The organism is Sphingomonas sp. GW821-FHT09B04 (assembly GCF_059418285.1).
This window is the reverse complement of record NZ_JBWKPO010000002.1, coordinates 139,851-161,814: the sequence shown is the minus strand read 5'-3', so window position 1 is coordinate 161,814 and position 21,964 is coordinate 139,851. Positions and strand designations below refer to the sequence as shown.

The 21,964-nt window shown below is 65.7% G+C and carries 23 protein-coding genes; 13 read left to right on the top strand and 10 right to left on the bottom strand.

Annotated features, from left to right (window positions below; translation table 11 throughout):
- Positions 1-70: 70 nt before the first annotated feature.
- The 3 genes from AC07NK_RS06670 to AC07NK_RS06660 all read left to right on the top strand — a co-directional run bounded on the left by AC07NK_RS06670 (position 71) and on the right by AC07NK_RS06660 (position 4,064).
- A complete protein-coding gene (locus AC07NK_RS06670; RefSeq protein ID WP_495169804.1) occupies positions 71-823 on the top strand; it encodes an MOSC domain-containing protein in 753 nt (250 codons plus the stop codon).
- Between the two features lie 185 nt (positions 824-1,008).
- Positions 1,009-3,681 carry an aconitate hydratase AcnA gene (acnA, locus tag AC07NK_RS06665; protein ID WP_495169803.1) on the top strand — a complete coding sequence of 891 codons (2,673 nt, stop codon included), beginning with the start codon at positions 1,009-1,011 and terminating at the stop codon, positions 3,679-3,681.
- Positions 3,682-3,773: 92 nt separating this feature from the next.
- Positions 3,774-4,064, top strand: a complete 291-nt coding sequence (locus AC07NK_RS06660; protein WP_495169802.1) for a putative quinol monooxygenase — start codon at positions 3,774-3,776, stop codon at positions 4,062-4,064.
- An 89-nt stretch (positions 4,065-4,153) separates the two neighbouring features.
- Here AC07NK_RS06660 and AC07NK_RS06655 read toward each other — a convergent pair whose 3' ends face one another.
- Entirely contained in the window at positions 4,154-4,873 is a 720-nt protein-coding gene (locus AC07NK_RS06655; protein WP_495169801.1) for a hypothetical protein, read from the bottom strand.
- A gap of 52 nt (positions 4,874-4,925) precedes the next feature.
- Complete coding sequence (locus tag AC07NK_RS06650) at positions 4,926-5,858, bottom strand: right-handed parallel beta-helix repeat-containing protein (protein ID WP_495169800.1); 933 nt, start codon at positions 5,856-5,858, stop codon at positions 4,926-4,928.
- 119 nt (positions 5,859-5,977) lie between these two features.
- On the opposite strand from AC07NK_RS06650, the gene AC07NK_RS06645 reads away from it, so the two are divergent.
- The 5 genes from AC07NK_RS06645 to AC07NK_RS06625 all read left to right on the top strand — a co-directional run bounded on the left by AC07NK_RS06645 (position 5,978) and on the right by AC07NK_RS06625 (position 10,691).
- A complete protein-coding gene (locus AC07NK_RS06645) occupies positions 5,978-6,985 on the top strand; it encodes a DNA topoisomerase IB (protein WP_495169799.1) in 1,008 nt (335 codons plus the stop codon).
- A gap of 9 nt (positions 6,986-6,994) precedes the next feature.
- On the top strand, positions 6,995-8,194 hold the full coding sequence (locus AC07NK_RS06640; RefSeq protein ID WP_495169798.1) for a mechanosensitive ion channel family protein: 1,200 nt from the start codon (positions 6,995-6,997) through the stop codon (positions 8,192-8,194).
- A gap of 143 nt (positions 8,195-8,337) precedes the next feature.
- Complete coding sequence (locus AC07NK_RS06635; RefSeq protein WP_495169797.1) at positions 8,338-8,802, top strand: MaoC family dehydratase; 465 nt, start codon at positions 8,338-8,340, stop codon at positions 8,800-8,802.
- Positions 8,803-8,829: 27 nt separating this feature from the next.
- Positions 8,830-10,005 carry an acetyl-CoA C-acyltransferase gene (locus AC07NK_RS06630; RefSeq protein WP_495169796.1) on the top strand — a complete coding sequence of 392 codons (1,176 nt, stop codon included), beginning with the start codon at positions 8,830-8,832 and terminating at the stop codon, positions 10,003-10,005.
- 125 nt (positions 10,006-10,130) lie between these two features.
- Positions 10,131-10,691 carry a hypothetical protein gene (locus tag AC07NK_RS06625; RefSeq protein WP_495169795.1) on the top strand — a complete coding sequence of 187 codons (561 nt, stop codon included), beginning with the start codon at positions 10,131-10,133 and terminating at the stop codon, positions 10,689-10,691.
- Positions 10,692-10,824: 133 nt separating this feature from the next.
- Here AC07NK_RS06625 and AC07NK_RS06620 read toward each other — a convergent pair whose 3' ends face one another.
- The 3 genes from AC07NK_RS06620 to AC07NK_RS06610 all read right to left on the bottom strand — a co-directional run bounded on the left by AC07NK_RS06620 (position 10,825) and on the right by AC07NK_RS06610 (position 12,303).
- Positions 10,825-11,151 (bottom strand): UrcA family protein, encoded by a 327-nt coding sequence (locus tag AC07NK_RS06620; RefSeq protein WP_495169794.1) that lies wholly within the window; start codon positions 11,149-11,151, stop codon positions 10,825-10,827.
- Positions 11,152-11,238: 87 nt separating this feature from the next.
- Positions 11,239-11,721, bottom strand: coding sequence for a hypothetical protein (locus AC07NK_RS06615; protein ID WP_495169793.1), 483 nt, complete (start codon positions 11,719-11,721; stop codon positions 11,239-11,241).
- 114 nt (positions 11,722-11,835) lie between these two features.
- Positions 11,836-12,303, bottom strand: coding sequence for an Lrp/AsnC family transcriptional regulator (locus AC07NK_RS06610; protein ID WP_495169792.1), 468 nt, complete (start codon positions 12,301-12,303; stop codon positions 11,836-11,838).
- A gap of 120 nt (positions 12,304-12,423) precedes the next feature.
- Here AC07NK_RS06610 and AC07NK_RS06605 point away from each other — a divergent pair, with 120 nt between their 5' ends.
- Entirely contained in the window at positions 12,424-12,783 is a 360-nt protein-coding gene (locus tag AC07NK_RS06605) for a VOC family protein (RefSeq protein ID WP_495169791.1), read from the top strand.
- A 75-nt stretch (positions 12,784-12,858) separates the two neighbouring features.
- Entirely contained in the window at positions 12,859-13,227 is a 369-nt protein-coding gene (locus AC07NK_RS06600) for a YkvA family protein (protein ID WP_495169790.1), read from the top strand.
- On the opposite strand, the gene AC07NK_RS06595 is transcribed toward AC07NK_RS06600, so the two are convergent.
- Complete coding sequence (locus tag AC07NK_RS06595; RefSeq protein WP_495169789.1) at positions 13,218-13,640, bottom strand: GFA family protein; 423 nt, start codon at positions 13,638-13,640, stop codon at positions 13,218-13,220. The genes AC07NK_RS06600 and AC07NK_RS06595 overlap by 10 nt on opposite strands.
- Positions 13,633-14,865 (bottom strand): polyhydroxyalkanoate depolymerase, encoded by a 1,233-nt coding sequence (locus AC07NK_RS06590; RefSeq protein ID WP_495169788.1) that lies wholly within the window; start codon positions 14,863-14,865, stop codon positions 13,633-13,635. Before AC07NK_RS06590 ends, AC07NK_RS06595 begins: the two co-directional genes overlap by 8 nt.
- Before the next feature lie 153 nt (positions 14,866-15,018).
- On the opposite strand from AC07NK_RS06590, the gene AC07NK_RS06585 reads away from it, so the two are divergent.
- Together AC07NK_RS06585 and AC07NK_RS06580 are read left to right on the top strand one after the other, a co-directional pair.
- The gene (locus AC07NK_RS06585) at positions 15,019-16,806 is read left to right on the top strand and encodes an ABC transporter transmembrane domain-containing protein (protein ID WP_495169787.1); all 1,788 of its coding nucleotides are present in this window, start codon (positions 15,019-15,021) and stop codon (positions 16,804-16,806) included.
- Positions 16,807-16,893: 87 nt separating this feature from the next.
- On the top strand, positions 16,894-18,438 hold the full coding sequence (locus tag AC07NK_RS06580; RefSeq protein WP_495169786.1) for an N-acyl-D-amino-acid deacylase family protein: 1,545 nt from the start codon (positions 16,894-16,896) through the stop codon (positions 18,436-18,438).
- Here AC07NK_RS06580 and AC07NK_RS06575 read toward each other — a convergent pair.
- The 3 genes from AC07NK_RS06575 to AC07NK_RS06565 form a co-directional block, all read right to left on the bottom strand.
- Positions 18,435-18,959: a GNAT family N-acetyltransferase gene (locus tag AC07NK_RS06575; protein WP_495169785.1), complete on the bottom strand. Its 525-nt coding sequence runs from the start codon at positions 18,957-18,959 to the stop codon at positions 18,435-18,437. The two genes, AC07NK_RS06580 and AC07NK_RS06575, sit on opposite strands and share 4 nt — an antisense overlap.
- Before the next feature lie 85 nt (positions 18,960-19,044).
- Complete coding sequence (locus tag AC07NK_RS06570) at positions 19,045-20,616, bottom strand: ABC-F family ATP-binding cassette domain-containing protein (RefSeq protein ID WP_495169784.1); 1,572 nt, start codon at positions 20,614-20,616, stop codon at positions 19,045-19,047.
- Between the two features lie 122 nt (positions 20,617-20,738).
- A complete protein-coding gene (locus AC07NK_RS06565) occupies positions 20,739-21,038 on the bottom strand; it encodes a hypothetical protein (RefSeq protein WP_495169783.1) in 300 nt (99 codons plus the stop codon).
- 151 nt (positions 21,039-21,189) lie between these two features.
- On the opposite strand from AC07NK_RS06565, the gene AC07NK_RS06560 reads away from it, so the two are divergent.
- Positions 21,190-21,864 carry an HPP family protein gene (locus AC07NK_RS06560; RefSeq protein ID WP_495169782.1) on the top strand — a complete coding sequence of 225 codons (675 nt, stop codon included), beginning with the start codon at positions 21,190-21,192 and terminating at the stop codon, positions 21,862-21,864.
- Positions 21,865-21,964: the final 100 nt, after the last annotated feature.

The window sequence follows — 21,964 nt, the reverse complement described above, 5'->3', positions numbered from 1 at the left end:
AGCCCGGCACCATGCCGGCGAGGCAGCCACTTCCCAAACGCCTCGCCGGCCTTTTCTGCTTCCTTTTCCCTTGCTATCGGCCGGTCGATCCTTCGTATCCACGCGAAGATACGGGATCGACAAGGAGTCCCACACCTTCCCCCACCCCGTCATCCTCTCGCTCAACACCGCCCCGGTCCGCCCGCTCGGCCCGAAGTCCATCCCCAGCGCGATCGCCAAGCAGCCTGCCGGCGGCCCGCTCCGTCTCACCAGTCTCGGCCTGGCCGGCGACGAACAGGGCGATACCCGCGTCCATGGCGGGGTCGACAAGGCGGTGCATCACTATCCCCGCGATCATTACGCCGCCTGGCGCGCCGATCTCGGCGATCATCCGCTGCTCGATACCCATGGCGCCTTTGGGGAGAATATCTCCACCCTCGGCCTGACCGAGAGCGACGTCGCGATCGGTGACCGCTTCCGCATCGGCACGGCGCTGGTCGAGGTGTCGCAGGGCCGCCAGCCCTGTTTCCGCCTCAACCTGCGCTTCGAGACGCCCGGCGTCGCGCTGCGCATGCAGGACAGCGGCCGCACCGGCTGGTATTATCGCGTGATCGAGGAAGGCGTGGTCGCCCCCGGCGACACCGTCAAGCTGACCGACCGCCTCGCCCCCGACTGGACGGTCGAGCGCATCCGCCGCGTCTTCTATGTTGACATGCTCGACCGCGACGCGCTGCGCGCCATCGCCGCGCTGACCCTGCTGCCCGAACGCTGGCGCCAGCTCGCCGAGAAACGGCTGGCGTCGGGCGCCGTCGAGGATTGGAGCCCTCGCCTCAAGGGCGGATAGCCGCCGCAACGTTGCCTTCCGCGCAACCAATCACCGCTCCCCTTCCCCCCGGTGCCCTGCCCTGCTATCGGCCCTCGCGAATCTTCGCATTCGCTTCTCACCGGCGCGCCCGTGCGGCTCTTCATTGCAGCCGCCTCCCCCACGCCGCTCCGGTGGCACATAGATAGGGAAAGGGACCCGCACCAATGACAGCCATCGGCCAGGACAGCCTCGGAACGCGTGAAACGCTCACCGTCGGCGGCAAGAGCTACAGCTATTACAGCCTTGCAAAGGCCGCCGCGAAGCTCGGCGACGTCAGCCGCCTGCCCTTCTCGATGAAGGTGCTGCTGGAGAATATGCTCCGCTTCGAAGACGGCGTCACCGTGACCCCCGAGGATGCCCAGGCGATCGTCGACTGGCAGAAGAACCCGGTCGCGCCCGAGCGTGAGATCCAGTACCGCCCGGCGCGCGTGCTGATGCAGGACTTCACCGGCGTGCCCTGCGTGGTCGACCTCGCCGCGATGCGCGATGCGATCACCAAGCTCGGCGGCAACCCCGCCAAGATCAACCCGCAGGTCCCCGTCCATCTCGTCATCGACCACTCGGTGATGGTCGACGAATTCGGCACGCCCAAGGCGTTCACCGATAACGTCGAGCTCGAATATCAGCGCAACATGGAGCGCTACGACTTCCTCAAATGGGGTTCGAAGTCGCTCGACAATTTCTCGGTCGTCCCTCCCGGCACCGGCATCTGCCATCAGGTGAACCTCGAATATATCGCCGACGCGATCTGGAGCTCGCAGGCTTCGGACGGCACGACGATCGCCTATCCCGACACGCTCGTCGGCACCGACAGCCACACCACGATGGTCAACGGCCTCGGCGTGCTCGGCTGGGGCGTGGGCGGCATCGAGGCGGAGGCCGCGATGCTCGGTCAGCCGGTGTCGATGCTCATCCCCGAAGTGATTGGCTTCAAGCTCACCGGCAAGCTCCAGGAAGGCATCACCGCCACCGATCTGGTGCTCACCGTCACCCAGATGCTGCGCGCCAAGGGCGTGGTCGGCCGCTTCGTCGAGTTCTTCGGCCCCGGCCTTGCGACGATGACGCTCGCCGATCGCGCGACCATCGCCAACATGGCGCCCGAATATGGCGCAACCTGCGGCTTCTTCGGCATCGACGACAAGACGCTCGACTATATGCGCCTCACCGGCCGCGACGACGAGACCGTCGCGCTGGTCGAAGCTTACTGCAAGGCGCAGGGCATGTGGCGCCATGACGACATGGCCGATCCCGTGTTCACCGACACGCTCGAGCTCGACATGGCGACCGTCACCGCCAGCCTCGCCGGCCCCAAGCGCCCGCAGGACCGCGTCAGCCTCAACAAGGTCGACGAAGTGTTCAACGGCGACCTGTTCAAGGTCTATGGCAAGGAGAACGGCCACCGCGTACCGGTCGAGGGCCGGGACCACGACATCGGCGACGGCGACGTCGTGATCGCCGCGATCACCAGCTGCACCAACACCTCCAACCCCTCGGTGCTGATCGCCGCCGGCCTTGTCGCGCGGAAAGCGCGTGCCAAGGGCCTGACGCGCAAGCCATGGGTCAAGACCTCGCTCGCCCCGGGGTCGCAGGTCGTCACCGACTATCTCAACAAGGCGGGCCTCAGCGAAGATCTCGACGCGATCGGGTTCAACCTTGTCGGCTATGGCTGCACCACCTGCATCGGCAATTCGGGCCCGCTGGCCCAGCCGATCTCGGACGCGATCAACGGCAACGACATCGTCGCCGCCTCGGTCCTGTCGGGCAACCGCAACTTCGAAGGGCGCGTGTCGCCTGACGTCCGCGCCAACTTCCTCGCCTCTCCGCCGCTGGTCGTCGCCTATGCCATCAAGGGCACGGTGACCGAGGACATGATCGAGACCCCGCTCGGCGAAGGCACCGACGGCCCCGTGTACCTCAAGGACATCTGGCCCACCAACGACGAGATCGCCTCGGTCATGGCGTCCAACATCGACTCCGGCATGTTCAAGGCGCGCTACGGCAACGTCTATCTCGGCGACACCCATTGGCAGAAGATCGCCGTCGAAGGCTCGGACACCTACAGCTGGCCGGCCGCTTCGACCTACATCGCCAACCCGCCCTATTTCGAGGGCATGACGATGACCCCGGCGCCGGTCGCCGATATCGTCGAGGCGAAGCCGCTCGCGATCCTCGGCGATTCGATCACCACCGACCACATCTCGCCGGCCGGCTCGATCAAGGCCGACAGCCCCGCGGGCAAGTGGCTGATGGAGCGTCAGGTCTCGAAGTCCGACTTCAACAGCTACGGCGCGCGCCGCGGCAACGACAATGTCATGGTCCGCGGTACCTTCGCCAATATTCGTATCCGCAACGAGATGGTGCCGGGCGTCGAGGGCGGCATGACCCGCTATAATGGCGAGACGATGCCGATCTACGACGCCGCGATGCGTCACAAGGCCGACGGCACCGCGCTCGTGATCGTCGCGGGCAAGGAATATGGCACCGGTTCGTCGCGCGACTGGGCTGCAAAGGGCACCAACCTGCTCGGCGTCCGCGCCGTCATCACCGAAAGCTTCGAGCGCATCCATCGCTCGAACCTCGTCGGCATGGGCGTCCTCCCGCTGCAGTTCGCCGAGGGCGTGACGCGTGAGACGCTCAAGCTCGACGGCTCGGAAACCTTCACCATCACCGGCGTGGCGGGTCTGCGCCCGCGTCAGGATGTCGAGGTCAAGCTGACCCGCGCCGACGGCTCGAGCGAGACCTTCCTCACGCGCTGCCGCATCGATACCGTCAACGAGCTTGAGTATTTCCTCAACGGCGGCATCCTGCAGTACGTGCTGCGGAATCTGGCCAAGTAAGCCGGATGAACATCGGGCGCAGGCACGCGATCGCCGGGGGACTGGCCATCGCGTTGCTTGCGCCTCGTGTGCACGCGACGGAGAGGAACGGCATGTACGGACTGCTCGGCAAGATGCGTGCGCAACCCGGCAAGCGGGCCGAACTGATCGCGATCCTGCTCGAGGGCACCGACGCGATGCCCGGCTGCAAGGCCTATATCGTCGCCGAGGACGTGAAGGAGCCCGACGCGATCTGGATCACCGAGGTTTGGGACCGCGCGGAGAGCCACAAGGCCTCGCTCCAGCTCCCCGCCGTTCAGGCCGCGATCGCCAGGGGCCGTCCGCTGATCGCCGGCTTCGACAGCCAGGTCGAACTCAACGTCGCCGGCGGCATGGGGCTGTAACGCCGGTCGTTTCCGGCATCCGCCGCCAGCTCATCTCCACCGTAAACCCGGGCAGGTGACGCTTTATAAGCCAGCCCGGTTTCGACGGCTCATCGAATCGCGCCGGGAGCTACCTTGAACTTCTCCGGCACGAAGCTCGTCGACAGTGACGCTTCATCGAACATATTCGATTCTGGAAGGCTACGGGCAATTTCGACAGCTTCGTTCTCGAGTACGACTTGGCGCTTGGCCTCGTTTGTTTCGAAGATAGTGCGCAAGATGATCCCATCGTCGGAAATATCGTATGTCCTGACGAGTTCGGAATCCGTAATGCGAACACGATCTGCATCGGCCAAATGAGTTTTGATGCGCCCCAGTGACTCCAATGCCAGAAACTTCTGATTCGTACTGATTCCACATGCGACGCCGGCAACCTGAGGGCCGGTGATTAGCTTTCCAGTGGTCAGGGACAGATAAACTCCAGTCCGTGCGGCGCAATCCGCGATCAGGCGATCACGCGGCGTCTCGCCCCTGTGAAGGCTGCCCGAGTGAAACTCCGCAGACCATTCCTCAACTGCTTTCTCTCCCGGACGCTGTATCCTGTTCCAAAAATAGACCGCGTATGTCGTTTGCGTGAGTTTGCTGCGAGCGATGATCGTCTCGACCCTGGCGACATCGCTTTGGGTATCGGGAACAGGCATCATCCCAGCCAAGCCACCGAGCATGATACCAGCTGCCGCGAACCGCCAAGATAGTCGCATCCATTGTCCTTCGAGGCTTTCTCTCGCCTGAGCGATTCCAGCAATTATGAACGACTGCAATAGCGTCACTTGCCGAATAGTCCGGCTTTTCGGTTCCGGCTCCGCTATCCGATAACGAACCCTAACGCTGCGCGATCGGCGCGATCCGGTCGGCGAGTTCGTTGCCCCGCAGAACCACCGCATCGCGCGACCAGTTGCCGACGAACGTCGTCCGCTCCTTGAATGCGGGCGAGAGCCACGCCTTGTTGTTCTCGATCACCAGCCCGCCCGAGCTGTGCTTGGCCCCTTCCGGCGCCACCGCGATCATCGTCGAGTAATTGTCCTTGTTCGGCCCCTGCTCGAACGAATTGCCCGCGATCCGCCCGGTCGCGCCGTTCGAGATGTCGATCGAGTAATTGGTGTTGCGGCCCTGACTGTCATCGAAGCTCGAATCGAGGATCTCGATCCGCGGCGCACGCACCTTCACATAATGCCCGCCCGTCCCGCGCTCGAACCGCGACTGGACAATGCGCAGGCTGCCATAGTCGCCGATATACAGCGCGTGCGCGCCATTACCCGTCGGGTCCTTGCCGAGGCCCGCGAAGGTCGAGCGCTCGATCGTGATCTTCCCCTGCGGAAAACTCGCGCTCAGGATGCCGCACTGGCCGTCGATGAACATCGCGTTGGTGACGTGAAGGTCGCCGGTCTCGAGCCGGATGCCCGCGCCGTTGCCGTCCTCGACCAGCGTCCGCATGAACACGATGCCGTCGACCTTCGCCCCGCGCCCGCGCAGCACAAGCGTCGCCTTGCCCTCGCAGATCGCGCGGTCGAAGATCGCCTTGCCCGGCACTTCGGAGACGAAATTGATCTCGCCAGCCTCTTGCACCGCGCAGTCGCTATAGCGGCCCGGCGCGATGCGGATCGTCCCGCGCCCTTCGCCGATCGCCGAGACGGCTTCCTGCAGCGAGGCATAGCCGCGCCCGCTCTCCTGCACGGTGAACGGCCCACTCCGGTCTTGCGGCAGCGCAGGGGCGGTGGTGGCAAGCAGGGCGGCGATGGCAATGGCGATGCGCATGGAGCGACTCCGATGGTTTCGCGGCGTTATGCCCGAACAGAGATGACCGCGCCCCTAATTGGAGCGGAACACCCTGTCCCGCTTCGGAACGATGCGCCGGGACGTGCATTTTCAAGCACATGAAGCGCGGCCTGCGATATTGCGACGACAGCCGGCCGGGCATTACGCGGCGCAAGATGCGGCATGGCTGGGGCTATTGGGATGCCGACGGCAAGCGCATCGCCGACCGCGACGAAATCGACCGGCTGAACGCCGTCGGCCTGCCCCCGGCCTATACCGATGGCTGGTACTGCCCCCATCCCAATGGCCACCTTCAGGCGACCGGCATCGATGATCGCGGCCGCAAGCAATATCGCTACCACCCCGAATTCCGGGCCGCACAGGAGGCCGCGAAATACGATCGTTGCGCTGGTTTCGGTCACCTGCTTCCCAAACTCCGAGCCCGGATCGAAGCCGATCTGCGCAAGCGATCGCTGTCGAAGGAGCGCGCCGTCGCGGCGGTGGTCCGCCTGCTCGACCACGGCCATGTCCGCGTGGGGAATGAGGGCTATGCCAAAGCGAACAAGAGCTTCGGGGCCACCACGCTGCGCAAGCGCCATGCCAAGCTCGCCGGCGGCGCGCTCCGGCTCCAGTATCGCGCCAAATCGGGCAAGCTGCGCACGCTGACCCTTACCGACGCCAGCCTGCGCAATTTCGTCAAGCGCTGCCAGGACCTGCCCGGCCAGCATCTGTTCGGCTGGCTCGACGACGCGGGCGAGGCGCGTCCGGTGACCTCGACCGACGTCAACGACTATATCCGCGACGCGATGGGCGACGATTTCACTGCCAAGCATTTCCGCACCTGGGGAGCCAGCGTGATCGCGTTCGCGGCGCTGGCCGACGCAGACGGCCCTATCGGCCTCAACACGATGCTCGAACCGGTGACTCAGGTACTCGGCAACACCCCGGCCATCGCCCGCAAATCCTATGTCCACCCCCAGTTGATCGATCTCGCCAAGGATCGCGATGCGCAGCAGGCGTTTCGCGATGCTCTCGCCCTGCCCCGCGCGACGCGCTATCTCAGCCGCGCCGAACGCGGGCTGATCGCCTTTCTCGAAAGCGCCGGCATTGCCGCCAAAGCCGCCTGAAGGATTTCAATGACTGTCAGCAACACCGCAGCCACGGCGCAGAAGGCCGCCGTCGACAAGGGCGAGCTCGTCGAGGCGCAGGCGCGTGCCTTCTTCGCCGACGGGATCGCCTGGATCCAGAGCCATTGGCTGCAGATCCTGATCGCCGCCGGCATCGCCGCGCTGATCGTGGTCGTGCTGCACCTGCTGCGCCGTTGGGGGATGAAGCTGTGCGAGAAGTCGGTCGGCCCGGCCGGCTGGGGCACGATCCTCGGCCGCACCGTCGCCAAGACTGGCCATTTCTTCATCATCATGGTCGCCGCCAAGCTGGTCAGCGGCTACGCCAATCCGCCCGAGATGATCTGGAAGACGATCAACTTCCTCTTCACCCTCGCCGCGGTGTTCCAGGCCGCGATCTGGGCGCGCGAGCTGATCCTCGGTGCGATCGAGAAGCGTACCGAGAGCGACGGTTATCAGGGCGAGGCGCTGCTCTCGGCACTCGGCCTGATCCGCCTGCTCGTCACCTTCGCGCTGTTTGCGATCGCCTTCGTCGTGGTGCTCGACAATCTCGGGGTCAACGTCACTGGCCTGGTTGCCGGTCTCGGGGTCGGCGGCATCGCCATCGGCCTTGCCGCGCAGGGCATCTTCGCCGACCTGTTCGCCGCGCTCGCGATCATCTTCGACAAGCCGTTCCGCCGTGGCGACAGCATCGCCTATGACCAGACCAAGGGCACGATCGAGGCGATCGGCCTCAAGTCCACCCGCATCCGCGCTTTCACCGGCGAAGAGCGGATCATCGCCAACAAGCAGCTGCTGGACAAGGAAATCCAGAACACCAGCCTGCGCGATCATATCCGCATCAGCCTGCCGATCGGGATCGCCTATGAGACCCCGCCCGAGACGCTCGAACGCATCCCGGCGATGCTGCGCGAGATCGTCGAGGCGGCCGGGGCGACCGTCGCCCGCGCCAGCTACAACGCCTTCAGCGCCAGCGCGGTCGACCTGCTGCTCGAATTCGACCTGCGCGGCAACGACTGGGACACCGCGCACGCCACACGAGACCGCGTGATGATCGGCATCCTGCGCAAGTTCGCGGCCGAGAAGATCACCATCCCCTACCCCACCCAGACCGCCTACACCGCCGCGCCCGACGGCACGCTGATCTACCCCTGGCCCGAGGGCGAGCGGCGGCCAAAGGCTTCCCGCCCCACCGAAAACGACTCGGCCTAGAGTTTTTAGAAGATACGGTTTGGACTCAATCACGCAGATTTACGTTACGTAAGCTCCTGTTTTCGCGTTTGCAGTAGGGACCCCCTTGCCGTGCACGTCAAGTTGCGCCTACATGCCGCGCAAGGATGCCAACAGGAGCCGACATGGCCGATGCGGAGACCGTAACGATCCAGCAACTCGCCGCCCGCACGGGCGAGGAGCGCGTGTCCGGCTGGGTCGAAGTGACTCAAGCGATGATCGACAAGTTCGCCGAGGCGACCGGCGATCACCAGTTCATCCATGTCGATCCCGCGGCAGCCGCGATGACCCCGTTCGGCGGCACCATCGCGCACGGATTCCTGACGCTCTCGCTGATGCCGTTACTCAACTCGCTCACCCCGCAGCCGCGGATCGAAGGGGTGAAGATGGGCGTCAATTACGGCGGCAACAAAGTCCGCTTCCTGACCCCCGTCCGCTCGGGCAAGCGCGTGCGCGGCCGTTTCAAAACGCTTGAGCTGGCCGAGAAGCGTCCCGGCCAGTGGCAGCAGACCGTCGAGTTCACCGTCGAGATCGAGGGCGAGACCAAGCCCGCGATGATCGCCGAATGGATCAGCCAGATTTTCGTCTAACGATCATAAGAAAAGGATAGCCACCCCATGCGTTCCGCCGTCATCGTCTCCACCGCCCGCACTCCGATCGGACGCGCCTATCGCGGCGCGTTCAACGCGCTTCCGGCCCAGACGCTCGCCGCGAAATCGATCGAGGCCGCCGTCCAGCGCGCCGGGATCGAGGGTGGCGAAGTGCAGGACGTCGTCTTCGGCGCCGCGCTCCAGCAGGGACATCAGGCCGGCAACATCGCCCGCCAGGCACTGCTGCGCGCGGGCCTGCCGGTCAGCGTCGCGGGCATGTCGATCGACCGCCAGTGCGCCAGCGGCCTGATGGCGATCGCCACCGCCGCCAAGCAGATCATCGTCGACAATATGGACATCACCATCGGCGGCGGCGTCGAGAGCATCAGCCTCGTCCAGACCCCGCAGATGCGCATCGCCGCCGATCCCGAGCTGCTGGCGATGCACAACGACGTCTATATGCCGATGCTCCAGACCGCCGAGGTCGTCGCCGCGCGCTACAACATCAGCCGCGAGGTACAGGACGAATACGGCCTCCAGTCGCAGCAGCGCACCGCCGCCGCTCAGGCCGCGGGCAAGTTCGACGACGAGATCATCCCGGTCACCGCGACGATGAACGTCGTCAACAAGGAGACCAAGGAAGTCACCCAGAAGGAAGTGACCCTTACCAGGGATGAGGGCAACCGCGCCGACACCACGATCGAGGGTCTGCGCGCGCTCCAGCCGGTGGTACCGAACGGCGTCATCACCGCGGGCAATGCCAGCCAGCTCTCCGACGGTTCGTCCTCCTCGGTACTGATGGAAGAGAAGGTCGCCGAGAAGCGCGGCCTCACCCCGCTCGGCCGTTATGTCGGCATGGCGGTCGCCGGCACCAAGCCCGACGAAATGGGCATCGGACCGGTCTTTGCGATCCCGGCTTTGCTCGAGCGCTTCAACCTCAAGATGGACGATATCGGCCTGTGGGAGCTCAATGAAGCGTTCGCGGTGCAGGTCCTCTATTGCCGCGACAAGCTCGGCATCCCCAACGAACTGCTCAACGTCAATGGCGGCTCGATCTCGATCGGCCACCCCTATGGCATGACCGGCGCACGCTGCACCGGCCACGCGCTGATCGAGGGCAAGCGCCGCGGGGCGAAGTATGTCGTCGTGACGATGTGCGTCGGTGGTGGCATGGGCGCGGCGGGACTGTTCGAAGTCCTCTGAGTCTGTTCGACTGAACAAGCGAAGGGCCGGCGGAGCAATCCGTCGGCCCTTCTCATTCTGGCAATTGTTATGGTGATGTAATAATGCATCATCATGCGAGATCGAGAGGCTTTTGGAGGGTCGTGATGGCCATGAGGATCGGGCCGGCGGTCGCGCTGAGTGTTGCGGCTCTCGCCTCGCCTCAGGCTTGGGCCTGCGCCAGGGTCCCGACGCCGCCGCGCCTGTCAGGCGAAAGCACCGAAGCCTATGCGGCCAGGATCGGCGAGCTGGACTACAAGCGGGAACTCGAGTCGGCGCGCATGCGACAGGCCGAAGGGCTACGCGGCGCCGATCTCATTTTCATCGCGCGCGATACGGCCGCGCGCAACCGCATCTCGACCACCTATCGGCCGACCGGGGCACGCGCCGCGCCGGCCCCCGCCTATTACAGGCCGATCGACTGGTTCAGGGGCCAGCGGTCGACGGCATCGTTCCGCGTCCAGCGCTCGATGACCATGTGCGGTATCCTGAGCTTCGGTGACACCAGCCCCAGCGAGCCCGGAAACCTCTACCTCTTCTTCGCCCGCAAGGGTCCGCTTTCGGAGAAGACGCTGATCGACGCGATCGCACTCGACAAGATCGACGATCCCGCACTGACCGCGTTCGTGGCTAAATATCGCAGCAAACCATCCGCAAGCGTCCGATAGCGCGCAGGCCGAGGGGACCGGCATGGCCGTGGAGTGGGGATTTCCCACGCCCAAGCCGGTCGGATCGGGGCGGCACCCCCTCCACCACCGAGTCGCGGTGGCCCCTCTCTCCTCCGGGGAGGAACCCGGAAAGCTAGGGCGCGCGTCCCTTCACCCCAGCCTCGCGCCGCGCGAGGAAATAGGCGCGCCGCACCTGCGGCCGCATCTCGCCGACGATCCACGACCGCGTCATGTCCGGGCAATAATAGGGGTCGGCGCGCGACGCGTAGGGCGTCATCTCCGCGCCGTAGAGCGCACAGTAGCGCTGCGCCGCCTCGGTCACCCGCTGGCGCAGCACCGCCCGCCCCTCGCGGCTGTCGAGCTGCAGATCCCCGAACACCACCCGCGCCTGCATCGCGTCCGCCGCGGCCGCAAAGCTGGCGCACACCAGCAGCAGCGCGGGCAACATGGTTGCGCGCATTCGATTTCTCCCTGTCAGAAGTCGCCAGGCACGTCGCTCCCGTGGCACGAAACGCGCAGCTTCACGGCGATGTCGGCTGGTTGGCGGTTAGTTGACGCGCTTGAAGTAGCTCGTCCGCAGCACCGGCTTGCCTTCCTTGGTGAAGTAGGCCGTCGTCTCGGTCATCGTCGAGCCATCGGCCGATACGCTATACACCCGTGTCGAAACCGGCTCCTTGCCCTTGGCGAGCTGAAGGACCATCACATTGGGCTCAGGCCGCTTCACCACCGCAATGTCGGCATAGATTTCACCCGTCACCGGGATCGGCGTGCCGTCAAAGATGTAGGTGCCGGTCGAGCTGCGCTTCGACCCGTCCGGCGCAAGGATCTCGACATGGGCATCCCATTTGCCGCCGCCCGCATCCTTGTAGGTGACCGTGACGCCCTTGGGCCTGTGATCAGCCGGTATTTCCAACCGTGTGACGTCGAGCGCCCAGTTGCCCAGCAGCGGCGAGGGCGATGCGGTCTGCGCCGAAACCGGGGTCGCCATCGCGGTACCGGCGAGCAGCAGGGTTGCCACAAACGCGTTCATATGCTCTCTCCTTGGTGACTCGACTCGATGATATATTATATCATCACCCCAGTCAATGGATCGGATGTGGCTGTATGCGATTCCCCGATCCACCCGAGTTCGAGCCTCCGGAAATCACTCGATCGGCAGCGTCAGGCCCACTTTGGTCCGCCCCATCACCACCGATGTTCGAAAGCGCCGGACATTCTCGTCGCCAAAGAACAGCCGCCGCGTCAGTTCCTCGAATTCGACCATGTCGCGCGTCACGCAGATCAGCACGAAATCGGCCTCCCCCGTCACATAATAGCATTGCTGGACATGCGGCTCGCGCGACACCTTGCGGCGGAACGCGTCGAGTTGATCGATCCGCTCGCGCTCGAGTTCGACCATGATGACGAAGCTCATGCCCATCCCGACCGCCACCGGATCGACCACCGCGATCTCGCGCGCGATCACCCCGTTCTCGCGCAGCCGCCGCAACCGCCGCTGCACCGAAGCCGGGGAAAGCCCCGCCTCATCCGCCAGCGCGTTGATCGCGATGCTGCCGTCCACCTGAAGCAGCGCCAGCAATTTGCGGTCGGCAGGGTCGAGATCAATGGCCATGATCGTTTCCAGTCAAGATTCTCTAATTTCTGATCGATATCAGTCAAATTTGGTTTCAGAATGCCCATCCTGCGCGGGCAGTGGCCATTATCTGCATGTCACCACGCAAGGAGACAAGCATTGCTCGACCATCTCGAGATCAAGACCCCCGACCTCCCCCGCACACTGCATTTCTACACAACGCTGCTTGCCCCGCTTGGCTATCAGCTCACGGTGGATGGCGCTGCCAAGGGATTCGGTGACGGCAAGTCACTCGACTTCTTTCTGGTCGAGGGCGAGGCATCGGCGCAGGTCCATTACGCGTTCAACGCGCCCGACCGATCCGCGGTCGACGCGATCTACGCGATCGGACGCGACGCGGGATTCACGCTCGACCGCGAACCCGCGCTCGCCCCGCATATCCATCCTAATTACTATGCCGGCTATCTGCGCGACCCCGACGACCGGCTGGTCGAATTCGTGTGCCACGCCCCGACCTGACGGCAGGAGGCAACCGCAGTCGTCCGTGCCGACGCCGTGCTTGACCCGCGCGGCGCCGGGGGCGAAGCACGGGTCATGGGTCAGTCACTCGCGCATCGCATCCGCGTCGAATCGCACACCGTCTGGCTCGCCGCACGCGATCCGCGCACACCGCTCTTCGCCAAGCTGGTGGGGCTGCTCATTGCCGCCTATGCGCTCTCGCCGATCGACCTGATCCCCGACTTCATCCCGGTGCTTGGGTTGCTCGACGACGCGATCCTGATCCCGGCGGGGGTGTGGCTGTTCGCTCGCCTCGTCCCGCCCGCCGTGCTCGCCGAGCATCGCGCCACCGCGGAAGCCGCCGCCGCGCGCCCGGTGAGCAAATGGGGCATCGCCATCGTCATCGCGATCTGGGCGCTGATTGCCCTGCTCACCTATGAATTCGTGATGCTCGGCTATGACTGAGCCCGCGGCCCCGGCCATTCGGGGCGCGGATCGGCGCATTCGACGGTCATGCTCTCGCCTTCGGTCGCGCGGACCGGCAGCCGTGACCGATCGAAGCCGTCGAGGCAGAAGACATTGACCCCGAAATGGTCCGGCGCCGCGCGCTTGCGATGAAAGACATAGATGCCGCAGCGGCCACAGGAATAGTGCTTCGCCCGGCGGGTATTCCACTCATACAGCGTCAGATGCTCGGCGCCTGCGTCAATCCGCAGGTCGGCCTGCGGCACCTTGGTCATCACCGCGTTGCGCTTGATGCAGAGCGAGCAGTCGCAGGTCGTGAGTTCAACCGGATCGCTCAGCAGCGTGAAGCGGACCGCGCCGCAATGGCAGGATCCGGGATGCGCGGCTTCGCCCACCCCGCGTCCCTCAGACACTGTGCTTGGCGATCCACTCTTCCAGCACCGGCGCGATCTTCGTGCGCCACTTGCTGCCATTGAAGATGCCGTAATGGCCCACCGCAGGCGCCATATGATATTTCTTCATCCTGGCGGGCAGATTGGTCGCAATCGTCAGCGCGGCCTTGGTCTGACCCAGGCCCGAAATGTCGTCACGCTCGCCCTCGACGGCCAGCAATGCGGTGTCGGTGATCGCGGCGGGATCGACCCGGCGCCCGCGATGCATCATCTCGCCCTTGGGCAGCGAATGCGCCTGAAACACGACATCGATGGTCTGAAGGTAGAATTCGGCGGTCATGTCGCAGACCGAGCGATATTCCTCATAAAAGGCCATCGTCGAATCAGCGCTTTCACCATCGCCCTTCACCAGATGCTTGAACATCTCCCAGTGCGAATTCATGTGGCTGCCCAGATTCATCGTCATGAATCCGGCAAGCTGCAGGAAGCCGGGATAGACCCGCCGTCCGGCGCCCGGATAGGTTGCCGGCACCGTCGCGATGACGTTCTGCGCGAACCAGGCGTGCGGGCGCTCGGTCGCCAGCGTGTTGACCGCGGTCGGCGCCTCGCGCGTGTCGATCGGCCCGCCCATCATCGTCAGCGTGCGCGGACGGTTGGGATGCTTGTCGGCGTTCATCAGCGCGGTCGCGGCATAGACTGGCACCGAGGGCTGGCACACCGCGAGGACATGCGCGCGCGCGTCCCCTTCCGCCCCGATCGTCTGCAGGAATTCGACCACATAGTCGACATAGTCGTCGAGATCGAAGCGCCCGTCAGCCTGCGGCACCTGCCGCGCGTCGCGCCAATCGGTGATGTAGACGTCCGCGCTCGGAAGCATCCGCTCGACCGTGCCGCGCAGCAGCGTCGCGAAATGGCCGCTCATCGGCGCGACGATCAGCAGCTTGGGGCCGCCCTCGACGCCTTCACGGACAAAGCGCTTGAGCTGGCCGAACGGCTTGCGCAGCACGATCTCTTCATGGACCGCGATTCGCTTGCCGTCGATCGTCGTGAAATCCAGTCCGAAATCGGGCTTGCCGCGCGGCGCGGCGGCGTGGGCGAACACCTCCAGCGCGGACGCCAGGATCGGCCCGCCGCCGAAATAAGCAAAGGGATTTGCAGGATTGTTCAGCAGCCCGGCGCTGAAATTGGCCAGCGCGCTCGCGCCCGCGAGCATGGAGCGCTGCATCTCGTAAGCATCGTACAACATCGGTCGTTACAGTCCCCGCCCCACGCATTCCGTCTGACAACGGTGGCAGGGGGTTATAACGCCGGCTTGCTGCGGTGCAATGTGCATAACATACCGAACTTTCGATCACTCTAATCGGTTCCCATTGGCGCGGCTTGGCGCTAGTCGCCACCCATGGCCGAGCCTGACCAGAAGCCCGCGACTCCTCCGGCACCCCGCAAGCTGACCAGCCTGCGGATCGTGTGGCACTATGCGACCCGCTACCCACTCCAGCTTGGCCTCGCGATCGTCGCGCTGGTCCTTGCGGCGGGCGCCACATTGTGGATCCCGCGCACCTTCAAGGAAGTGGTCGACAAGGGCTTCGGCCCCGGCGCCGACCCGTCGCAGATCGGCGCCTATTTCCAGGGGTTGCTGCTGGTCGTCGTCGTGCTCGCCTTCGCGACCGCGATGCGCTTCTACTTCGTGTCGTGGCTGGGCGAGCGCACCGTTGCCGACCTGCGCGCCGCGGTCCACCGCAACCTTCTGCGACTTCCGCCGAAATGGTTCGAGGAGAACCGCCCGTCGGAAATCGCCAGCCGCCTCACCGCCGACACCGCTGTGGTCGAGCAGATCGTCGGCACCACTGTTTCGGTCGCACTGCGCAACCTGCTGATCGCGATCGGCGGCACCGCCTATCTCTTCGTGCTGGCGCCCAAGATCGCCGCCTATCTGATCGTCGGTATCCCGGTGATCGTGCTGCCGATCATGTGGCTCGGCGGCAAGGTACGCCGCTTCTCGCGCACCAGCCAGGATCGCGTCGCCGATATCGGCGCAATCGCGTCGGAAACGCTCGGCGCGATGCGTATCGTTCAGGCCTTTGGGCAGGAAAAGCGCGAGGGCGAGCGCTTCCAGACTGCGGTCGATGCCGGCTTCGCCACCGCGCGCAAGCGCTTCGCTACCCGCGCGGTGATGACTGCGCTCGTCATCTTCGCGCTGTTCACCGCGATCACCCTCATCATGTGGGACGCGGTCTATGGCGTGGCCGAGGGGCGGATCTCAGGCGGCTCGATCACCGCCTTCGTCATCACCGCGGGCCTCGTCACCGGCGCATTCGGCGCGCTGACCGAAGTCTATGGCGACCTGCTCCGCGCCTCGGGCGCCGCCAGCCGCCTCGCCGAACTGCTCGCGCAGGAGCCGGACATCGCCGCCCCAGCCAACCCGGTGCCGCTGCCCGTCCCGCCGCTGGGCGCGATCGAGTTCGAGAACGTCACCTTCCGCTACCCCACCCGCCCCGAAGTCTCGGCGCTCCACCAGTTCACCCTTTCGGTCGCACCGGGCGAAACCGTAGCGGTCGTAGGCCCCTCAGGCGCCGGCAAGTCGACCCTGTTCCAGCTGGTCCAGCGTTTCTACGACCCCGAGGGCGGCGAAGTCCGTGTCGACGGCGTCCCGGTCCGCTCCGCCGATCCGGGCGAGGTCCGCGCGCGCATGGCGATGGTTCCGCAGGAGACGGTGATGTTCGCCGCGACCGCGCGCGACAATCTGCGCTACGGTCGCTGGGACGCCACGGAAGAACAGATCTGGCAAGCCGCCGAGGCCGCCAACGCCGCCGAGTTCCTGCGCGAACTCCCCGAAGGTCTCGAAACCTTCCTTGGTGAGGATGGCGCACGCCTGTCGGGCGGCCAGCGCCAGCGCCTCGCCATTGCCCGCGCACTGCTGCGCGATGCGCCGATCCTGCTGCTCGACGAAGCGACCAGCGCACTCGATGCGGAGAGCGAACGGCTGGTACAGGACGCGCTCGAGCATCTCATGCAGGGCCGCACCACCCTCGTCATCGCCCACCGCCTCGCAACCGTCCGCGCCGCGAAGCGCATCATCGTGATGGACGAGGGCCGCATCGTCGAAACCGGCACGCATGCCGAACTGGTCGCGCAGGGTGGCCTCTACGCCAAGCTCGCCTCGCTCCAGTTCAACGACGCGCCCTAACCTCAGTCTATAGGCTCAGAACCTCTCGCGCGTTGCCGGGAAGCTTTTCCCCCGCCTAGTCTCCGTCAAGTTTTGGCGGGGATATCCATGAACCAGCATCTGTCGCGGCGGCAGCTCATCGGCGGCGCACTCGCAAGTAGCGTCGCCCTCCGCGCCGCATCGGCCGCGACCGCTCCCGCCACGCTGTTCCGCGAAGTCACCCTCGTCGACGGCACCGGCGCGACCCCGCGCCTCGCTGACGTCCTCGTCACCGGCGACCGCGTTGCCGCGATCTCCGCGCCCGCCACCCGCGCGCGCGTTACCGCCGCACGCGTCATCGCGGGCGAGGGTCGCGTGCTCGCCCCCGGCTTCATCGACACCCACACCCATGGCGACCCGCTGACCGATTCCTTCGACGGTTTCCTTGCCATGGGCGTCACCACGATCACACTCGGCGTCGACGGCGGCGGCCCGCGGATCAAGGGTGACCTCGACCTGCGCGGCTGGATGCGCGCCGCCGACCGCTCGCCGCTCGATATCAACGTCGTCACGCTCGCCAGCCACGGCACGTTGCGCCGCGCCGCGAAAATCCCCGACTCCGTCCGCCGCCCGGATGCCGCCGGCCTTGCCCGGCTCGAGGCCCAGCTCGACGCCGAGCTGCGCGCGGGCGCCTTCGGCCTGACCTACGGTCTCGAATACGTCCCCGGCATCTATTCCGAGACCCCTGAGCTGACCGCACTCGGCCGCGTCGTCGCGCGCCATGACGGGGTCGTGATGAGCCATATGCGATCGGAGAATGACGACGAGATCGAAGCGTCGATCGACGAGCTGATCGTCTCGGCCGGCCCGGCACGCCCGCACATCTCCCACCTGAAAGTCGTCTTCGGCAAAGGCGAGGCCCGGGCGCGCCAGCTCCTCGACTTCCTCGCCGCCAAACGCCGAGCCGGAATCGACCTCACCGCCGACGCCTATCCCTATAATGCCGGCTTTACCGGCATCGCGATCCTGTTCCCGCAATGGGCGCTGCCGCCAACCGATTACGCCGCCGTCCTCGCCACCCGCCGCGCAGAGCTGCGCGACTATCTCGAAAAGCGCATGATCCGCCGCGGCGGGCCGGAGATGCTGTTGCTCGGCACCGGCAAATATGCCGGAAAGACCGTTGCTCAGGCTTCACAGGAAGCCGGCCTCGCCTTCCCCGATTTCCTGATCCAGCTCGGCCCCAATGGCGGATCGGGCGCGCATTTCACGATGGATCAGGCGCTGCAGGATGTGCTGCTGCTTGATCCGCTGGTCGCGATCTCCACCGACGGCGGCCCCGGCATGCGCCACCCGCGCGCGACCGGCACCTATGCCAAGCTGATCGAGGACTATGTCGTGAAGAACAAGCGCATCGCGATCGAGGAAGCCGTGCGCAAGGCCACAAGCTTCCCCGCCCGCATCCTGCGCCTGCCCGACCGCGGCACGATCCGCCCCGGCGCCAAGGCCGACCTGATCCTGTTCGATCCGGCCGGGGTCCATGCCCGCTCGACCTATGTCGATCCCTTCGCACGCGCGCAGGGCTTCGACCTTGTCATGGTCAACGGTCAGGCCGCGTTCGAGAAGGGCGAGCGCGTCGCCCGACCTGGCCGCCTGCTGCGCGCGGTACGGAGCTAGAGTCGCCGCCGCCAGATACGGTCATCGTCGATCCGGTCGCCAAGCTGGAAGGTGCAGTTGCCGACCTCTTCGAACCCGTGACGGGTGTAGAAGCGCTTGGCGCGCTCGTTGTGGTCGAAGACGGTCAGATAGACTTCCGGCGCACCGGACGCGCGGGCTTCCGCCAGTCCCCATTGCATCAGCCGCTCGGCGACGCCCGAGCCGTGCCAGTCCGCCAGCACATAGATTTGCTGCAGCTCCAGCGCGCCGGGGACAGCATCGGGCGCGGGCGCGCGCAGCGGCGTCAGCTTGGCATATCCGATCGGCTGACCGTCGACGATCGCCACCTGCCACCGCACCTCTGGCACACCGAAGTCGCGCGACATCGCGCCGCCCGGCGAATAGGTCACGTCGCAGAACCGCTCAAACGCCGCCGCGTCATAGTTGCCGGCAAAGGTCGCGGTGAAGATTCGCCGCGCCACCGGCAGCAACTGCTCCAGCATCGCCGCATCCGGCGAACGAAACTCCACCACCTGAATCACCCTCGCCTCCGTCGCAGAATCCAGATTGATATAAAGACATAAAGATATCTTTATATCAATCTGGATTCTGCTCTTGAGACCAGCCCTACACGCTGAACTCGCGCTCGATCCCGATCGCATCCAGGAACGCTCGGTCGTGGCTCACCGCCATCAGCGCCCCGTCATACGCCTGCAGCGCCGCCTCCAGCAGCGCGATCGAATCGATGTCGAGGTGATTGGTCGGCTCGTCGAGGATCAGCAGCCAGGGCGGTGTCCCGCCCGCCAGCGTGCACGCCAGCCCCGCGCGCAGCCGCTCGCCACCCGACAGCGTGCCGACCAGCTTCAACGCATCGCGGTTGCGAAACGCAAAACGCGCGCACGCGGCATGCGCGTCCTGTTCGTTCAGATCGGGGTTAAGCCGCCGGAAATTGGCGAGGATGCTGGCTTCTGGATCGAGCAGCGCGACATGCTGGTCGAGCATCGCGACCCGCCCCTCGATCCGGCGCACGCTCCCGCGCGACGGCGCGACACTCCCCGCCGCAAGGGCGAGCAGGGTCGTCTTGCCTGTGCCGTTCGCCCCGGTCACCGCGATTCGCTCCGGCCCGCGCAGGTTGAGCGTCCATGGCCCCAGCATGCGCCCGCCGCGCTCGATACAGACCGCGTCGAGCGCCAGCAGCTGCGCGCCGCTGGGAAGGCCGCTCGGCGGGATCGCGATCGTCAGCGGGGTCAGCACCTCGACCCGCGCGCGCGCCGCCTCGGCCTTCGCCGCCGCCTCGCCAACCAGCCGTTCGCCCAGCACATTCGCCCGCGCACCGCTATTCTCCGCACGCTCGGCTTGCCTCCCCAGCAGGATCTTGGGTTCCGACCGGCGCGCGGCAAAGGCGCGTCCCGCCTTGTCGCGTTGCACCTTGCCTTCGCGCTGTCGCTGCACATTGCGCTCGACGCCGCGCAGCGCAGTCTCCGACTGTTCGAGCTCGCTCGCAGCGCGATCCAGCTCGGCATCGCGTTGCGCGGCGAACGCCGACCATCCGCCGCCGACGATGCGCACCCCAATCGGAGTCAGCTCAACGATGCGATCCATCGCCTCGAGCAGTTCGCGGTCGTGGCTCGCAATCAGCACCCCGCCGCGCCAGCCGCGGATCAGGTCGTCGATCGCCGCGCGCCCGGCGGCGTCGAGATTGTTGGTCGGTTCGTCGAGCAGCAACAGGTCGGGCTTCTCAATCAGCACCCGCGCGATCCCCGCGCGCATCCGCTCGCCACCCGACAGCGATCCGATCTGCCGGTCGAGTGCCATTCCGGCCAGCCCGGCCTCGGCCAGCGCTTCCGCGACACGCGCGTCCAGCGTCCAGTCCGCCGCCTCCAGATCGGCGGCATCGCCATATCCTTCCAGCACGCGCTCGAGCCGCTCCAGCGCCTCGCTGACGCCCAATGCCTGTGCCAGCGTCAGGCCGGGCGGCCAGTCCTGCGCCAGCATCCGGACCGATCCGGTGCGGTGGACCGCGCCCGACGCCGCACCGCTGTCGCCCGCGGCGATGCGCAACAATGTCGATTTGCCGCTGCCGTTGCGGCCGACGAGTCCGACCCGCTCACGCGTCAGCGCGAGGGTCAGCCCCTCGAACAGCAGCCGGTGATCAGGCGTGCGTGCGGAAACGGAGTCGAAGGTGAGAAGTGCGGACATGGGAACCCTGAAGAACGGATGTTGCAAAACGGATCGCTTTGTTCATCCGGTCGTTCACGCCACATACTCCTGCACTAACAAATTGAATTTAGGGGCCTCGCCTCGCGCCCGCAAGGCGTCCGCTAGCCGCGATAGAGCATATAGGCCAGAGCGGCGAGGATGATCCCCAGCAGGATCATCGCCACCCGCTTCGGGTTGCGCTTGCGCTCCCGGCTCCGGCCCATGCGGTCGAGGTCGAACCAATATTGGGCGGGCGCCGTCTGCCGGATCACCCCCGAAGCGAGCAGACGGTCAAAGGCGCGGCGCTCCACCGGGCCCGACGGGACATATTCGATCGCATCGCCAGGCGCGACGGCCCGATGATCGGCGAAATGGCGCTGAACGCGAAACTGCGCCAGATCTGGCGACCCACCGAACGACACGTCCGCACTCCCTGAAATGATGCTGCCAATAGTCGGGGGCTGATCCGGTCGTTTCAAGAGCGCAATCGCCGGATCGGAGTATTCACCAGCTTCACGCACCCAAAGAATCTTCTACTCCCCCGTATCTCTTCTCTGTAGCAAAGCGCTCCACATGCCATTTCGCTTCTTTCGCCCGATCCTTGCCGGCGCGCGGCTGCCCGACCGCATCGTCGCGTGTATCGGCGCGGCGATCTGTCTTGCGCTGACCGTGTTCATCTGCGCCCAGTTTCCGCTCGAAGCGTCGGATCTGCCGCTGATCGTCGCGCCGATGGGCGCTTCGGCCGTCCTGATCTTCGCCGTCCCCGCCAGCCCGCTGGCCCAGCCATGGCCGATGATCGGCGGCAACACGATCTCGGCGCTGGTCGGGGTCGCGGTGTTCCAGCACGTTCCCGAGCCGACGATCGCTGCGGGGCTTTCGGTCGGGCTTGCGATCCTCGTCATGTCGCTGTGCCGCTGCCTCCACCCGCCGGGCGGCGCGGCGGCGCTCACCGCAGTGATCGGCAGTCAGGGCATTCATGCCGCGGGCTATGCCTTTGCGTTCGCTCCGGTCGCGATCAACTCGATCGCGCTGGTCGCGCTCGGAATGATCTTCCACCGTATCTCGGGCCACAGCTACCCGCACATCCCCATCCCGGCTGACACCAGCGCGCAGGCAGCGGGTCTGCATCTCGAGGATATCGACAGTGCGCTCGCCGAACTACCCGACAGCTTCGATATCAGCCGCGAGGATCTCGACGTGCTGCTGTCCAAGGCAGAAGCCCATGCCATCGCCCGCCGCAAGCGCTAGCGGGTCTTGCAATGTTGGAGCGCGTCTGCTCCGCTAGCGATTACAGTATGCTTCGGGGTTTGGAGGACTCGCGCGTGTAGGAGCGTGACCTTTGGGACCT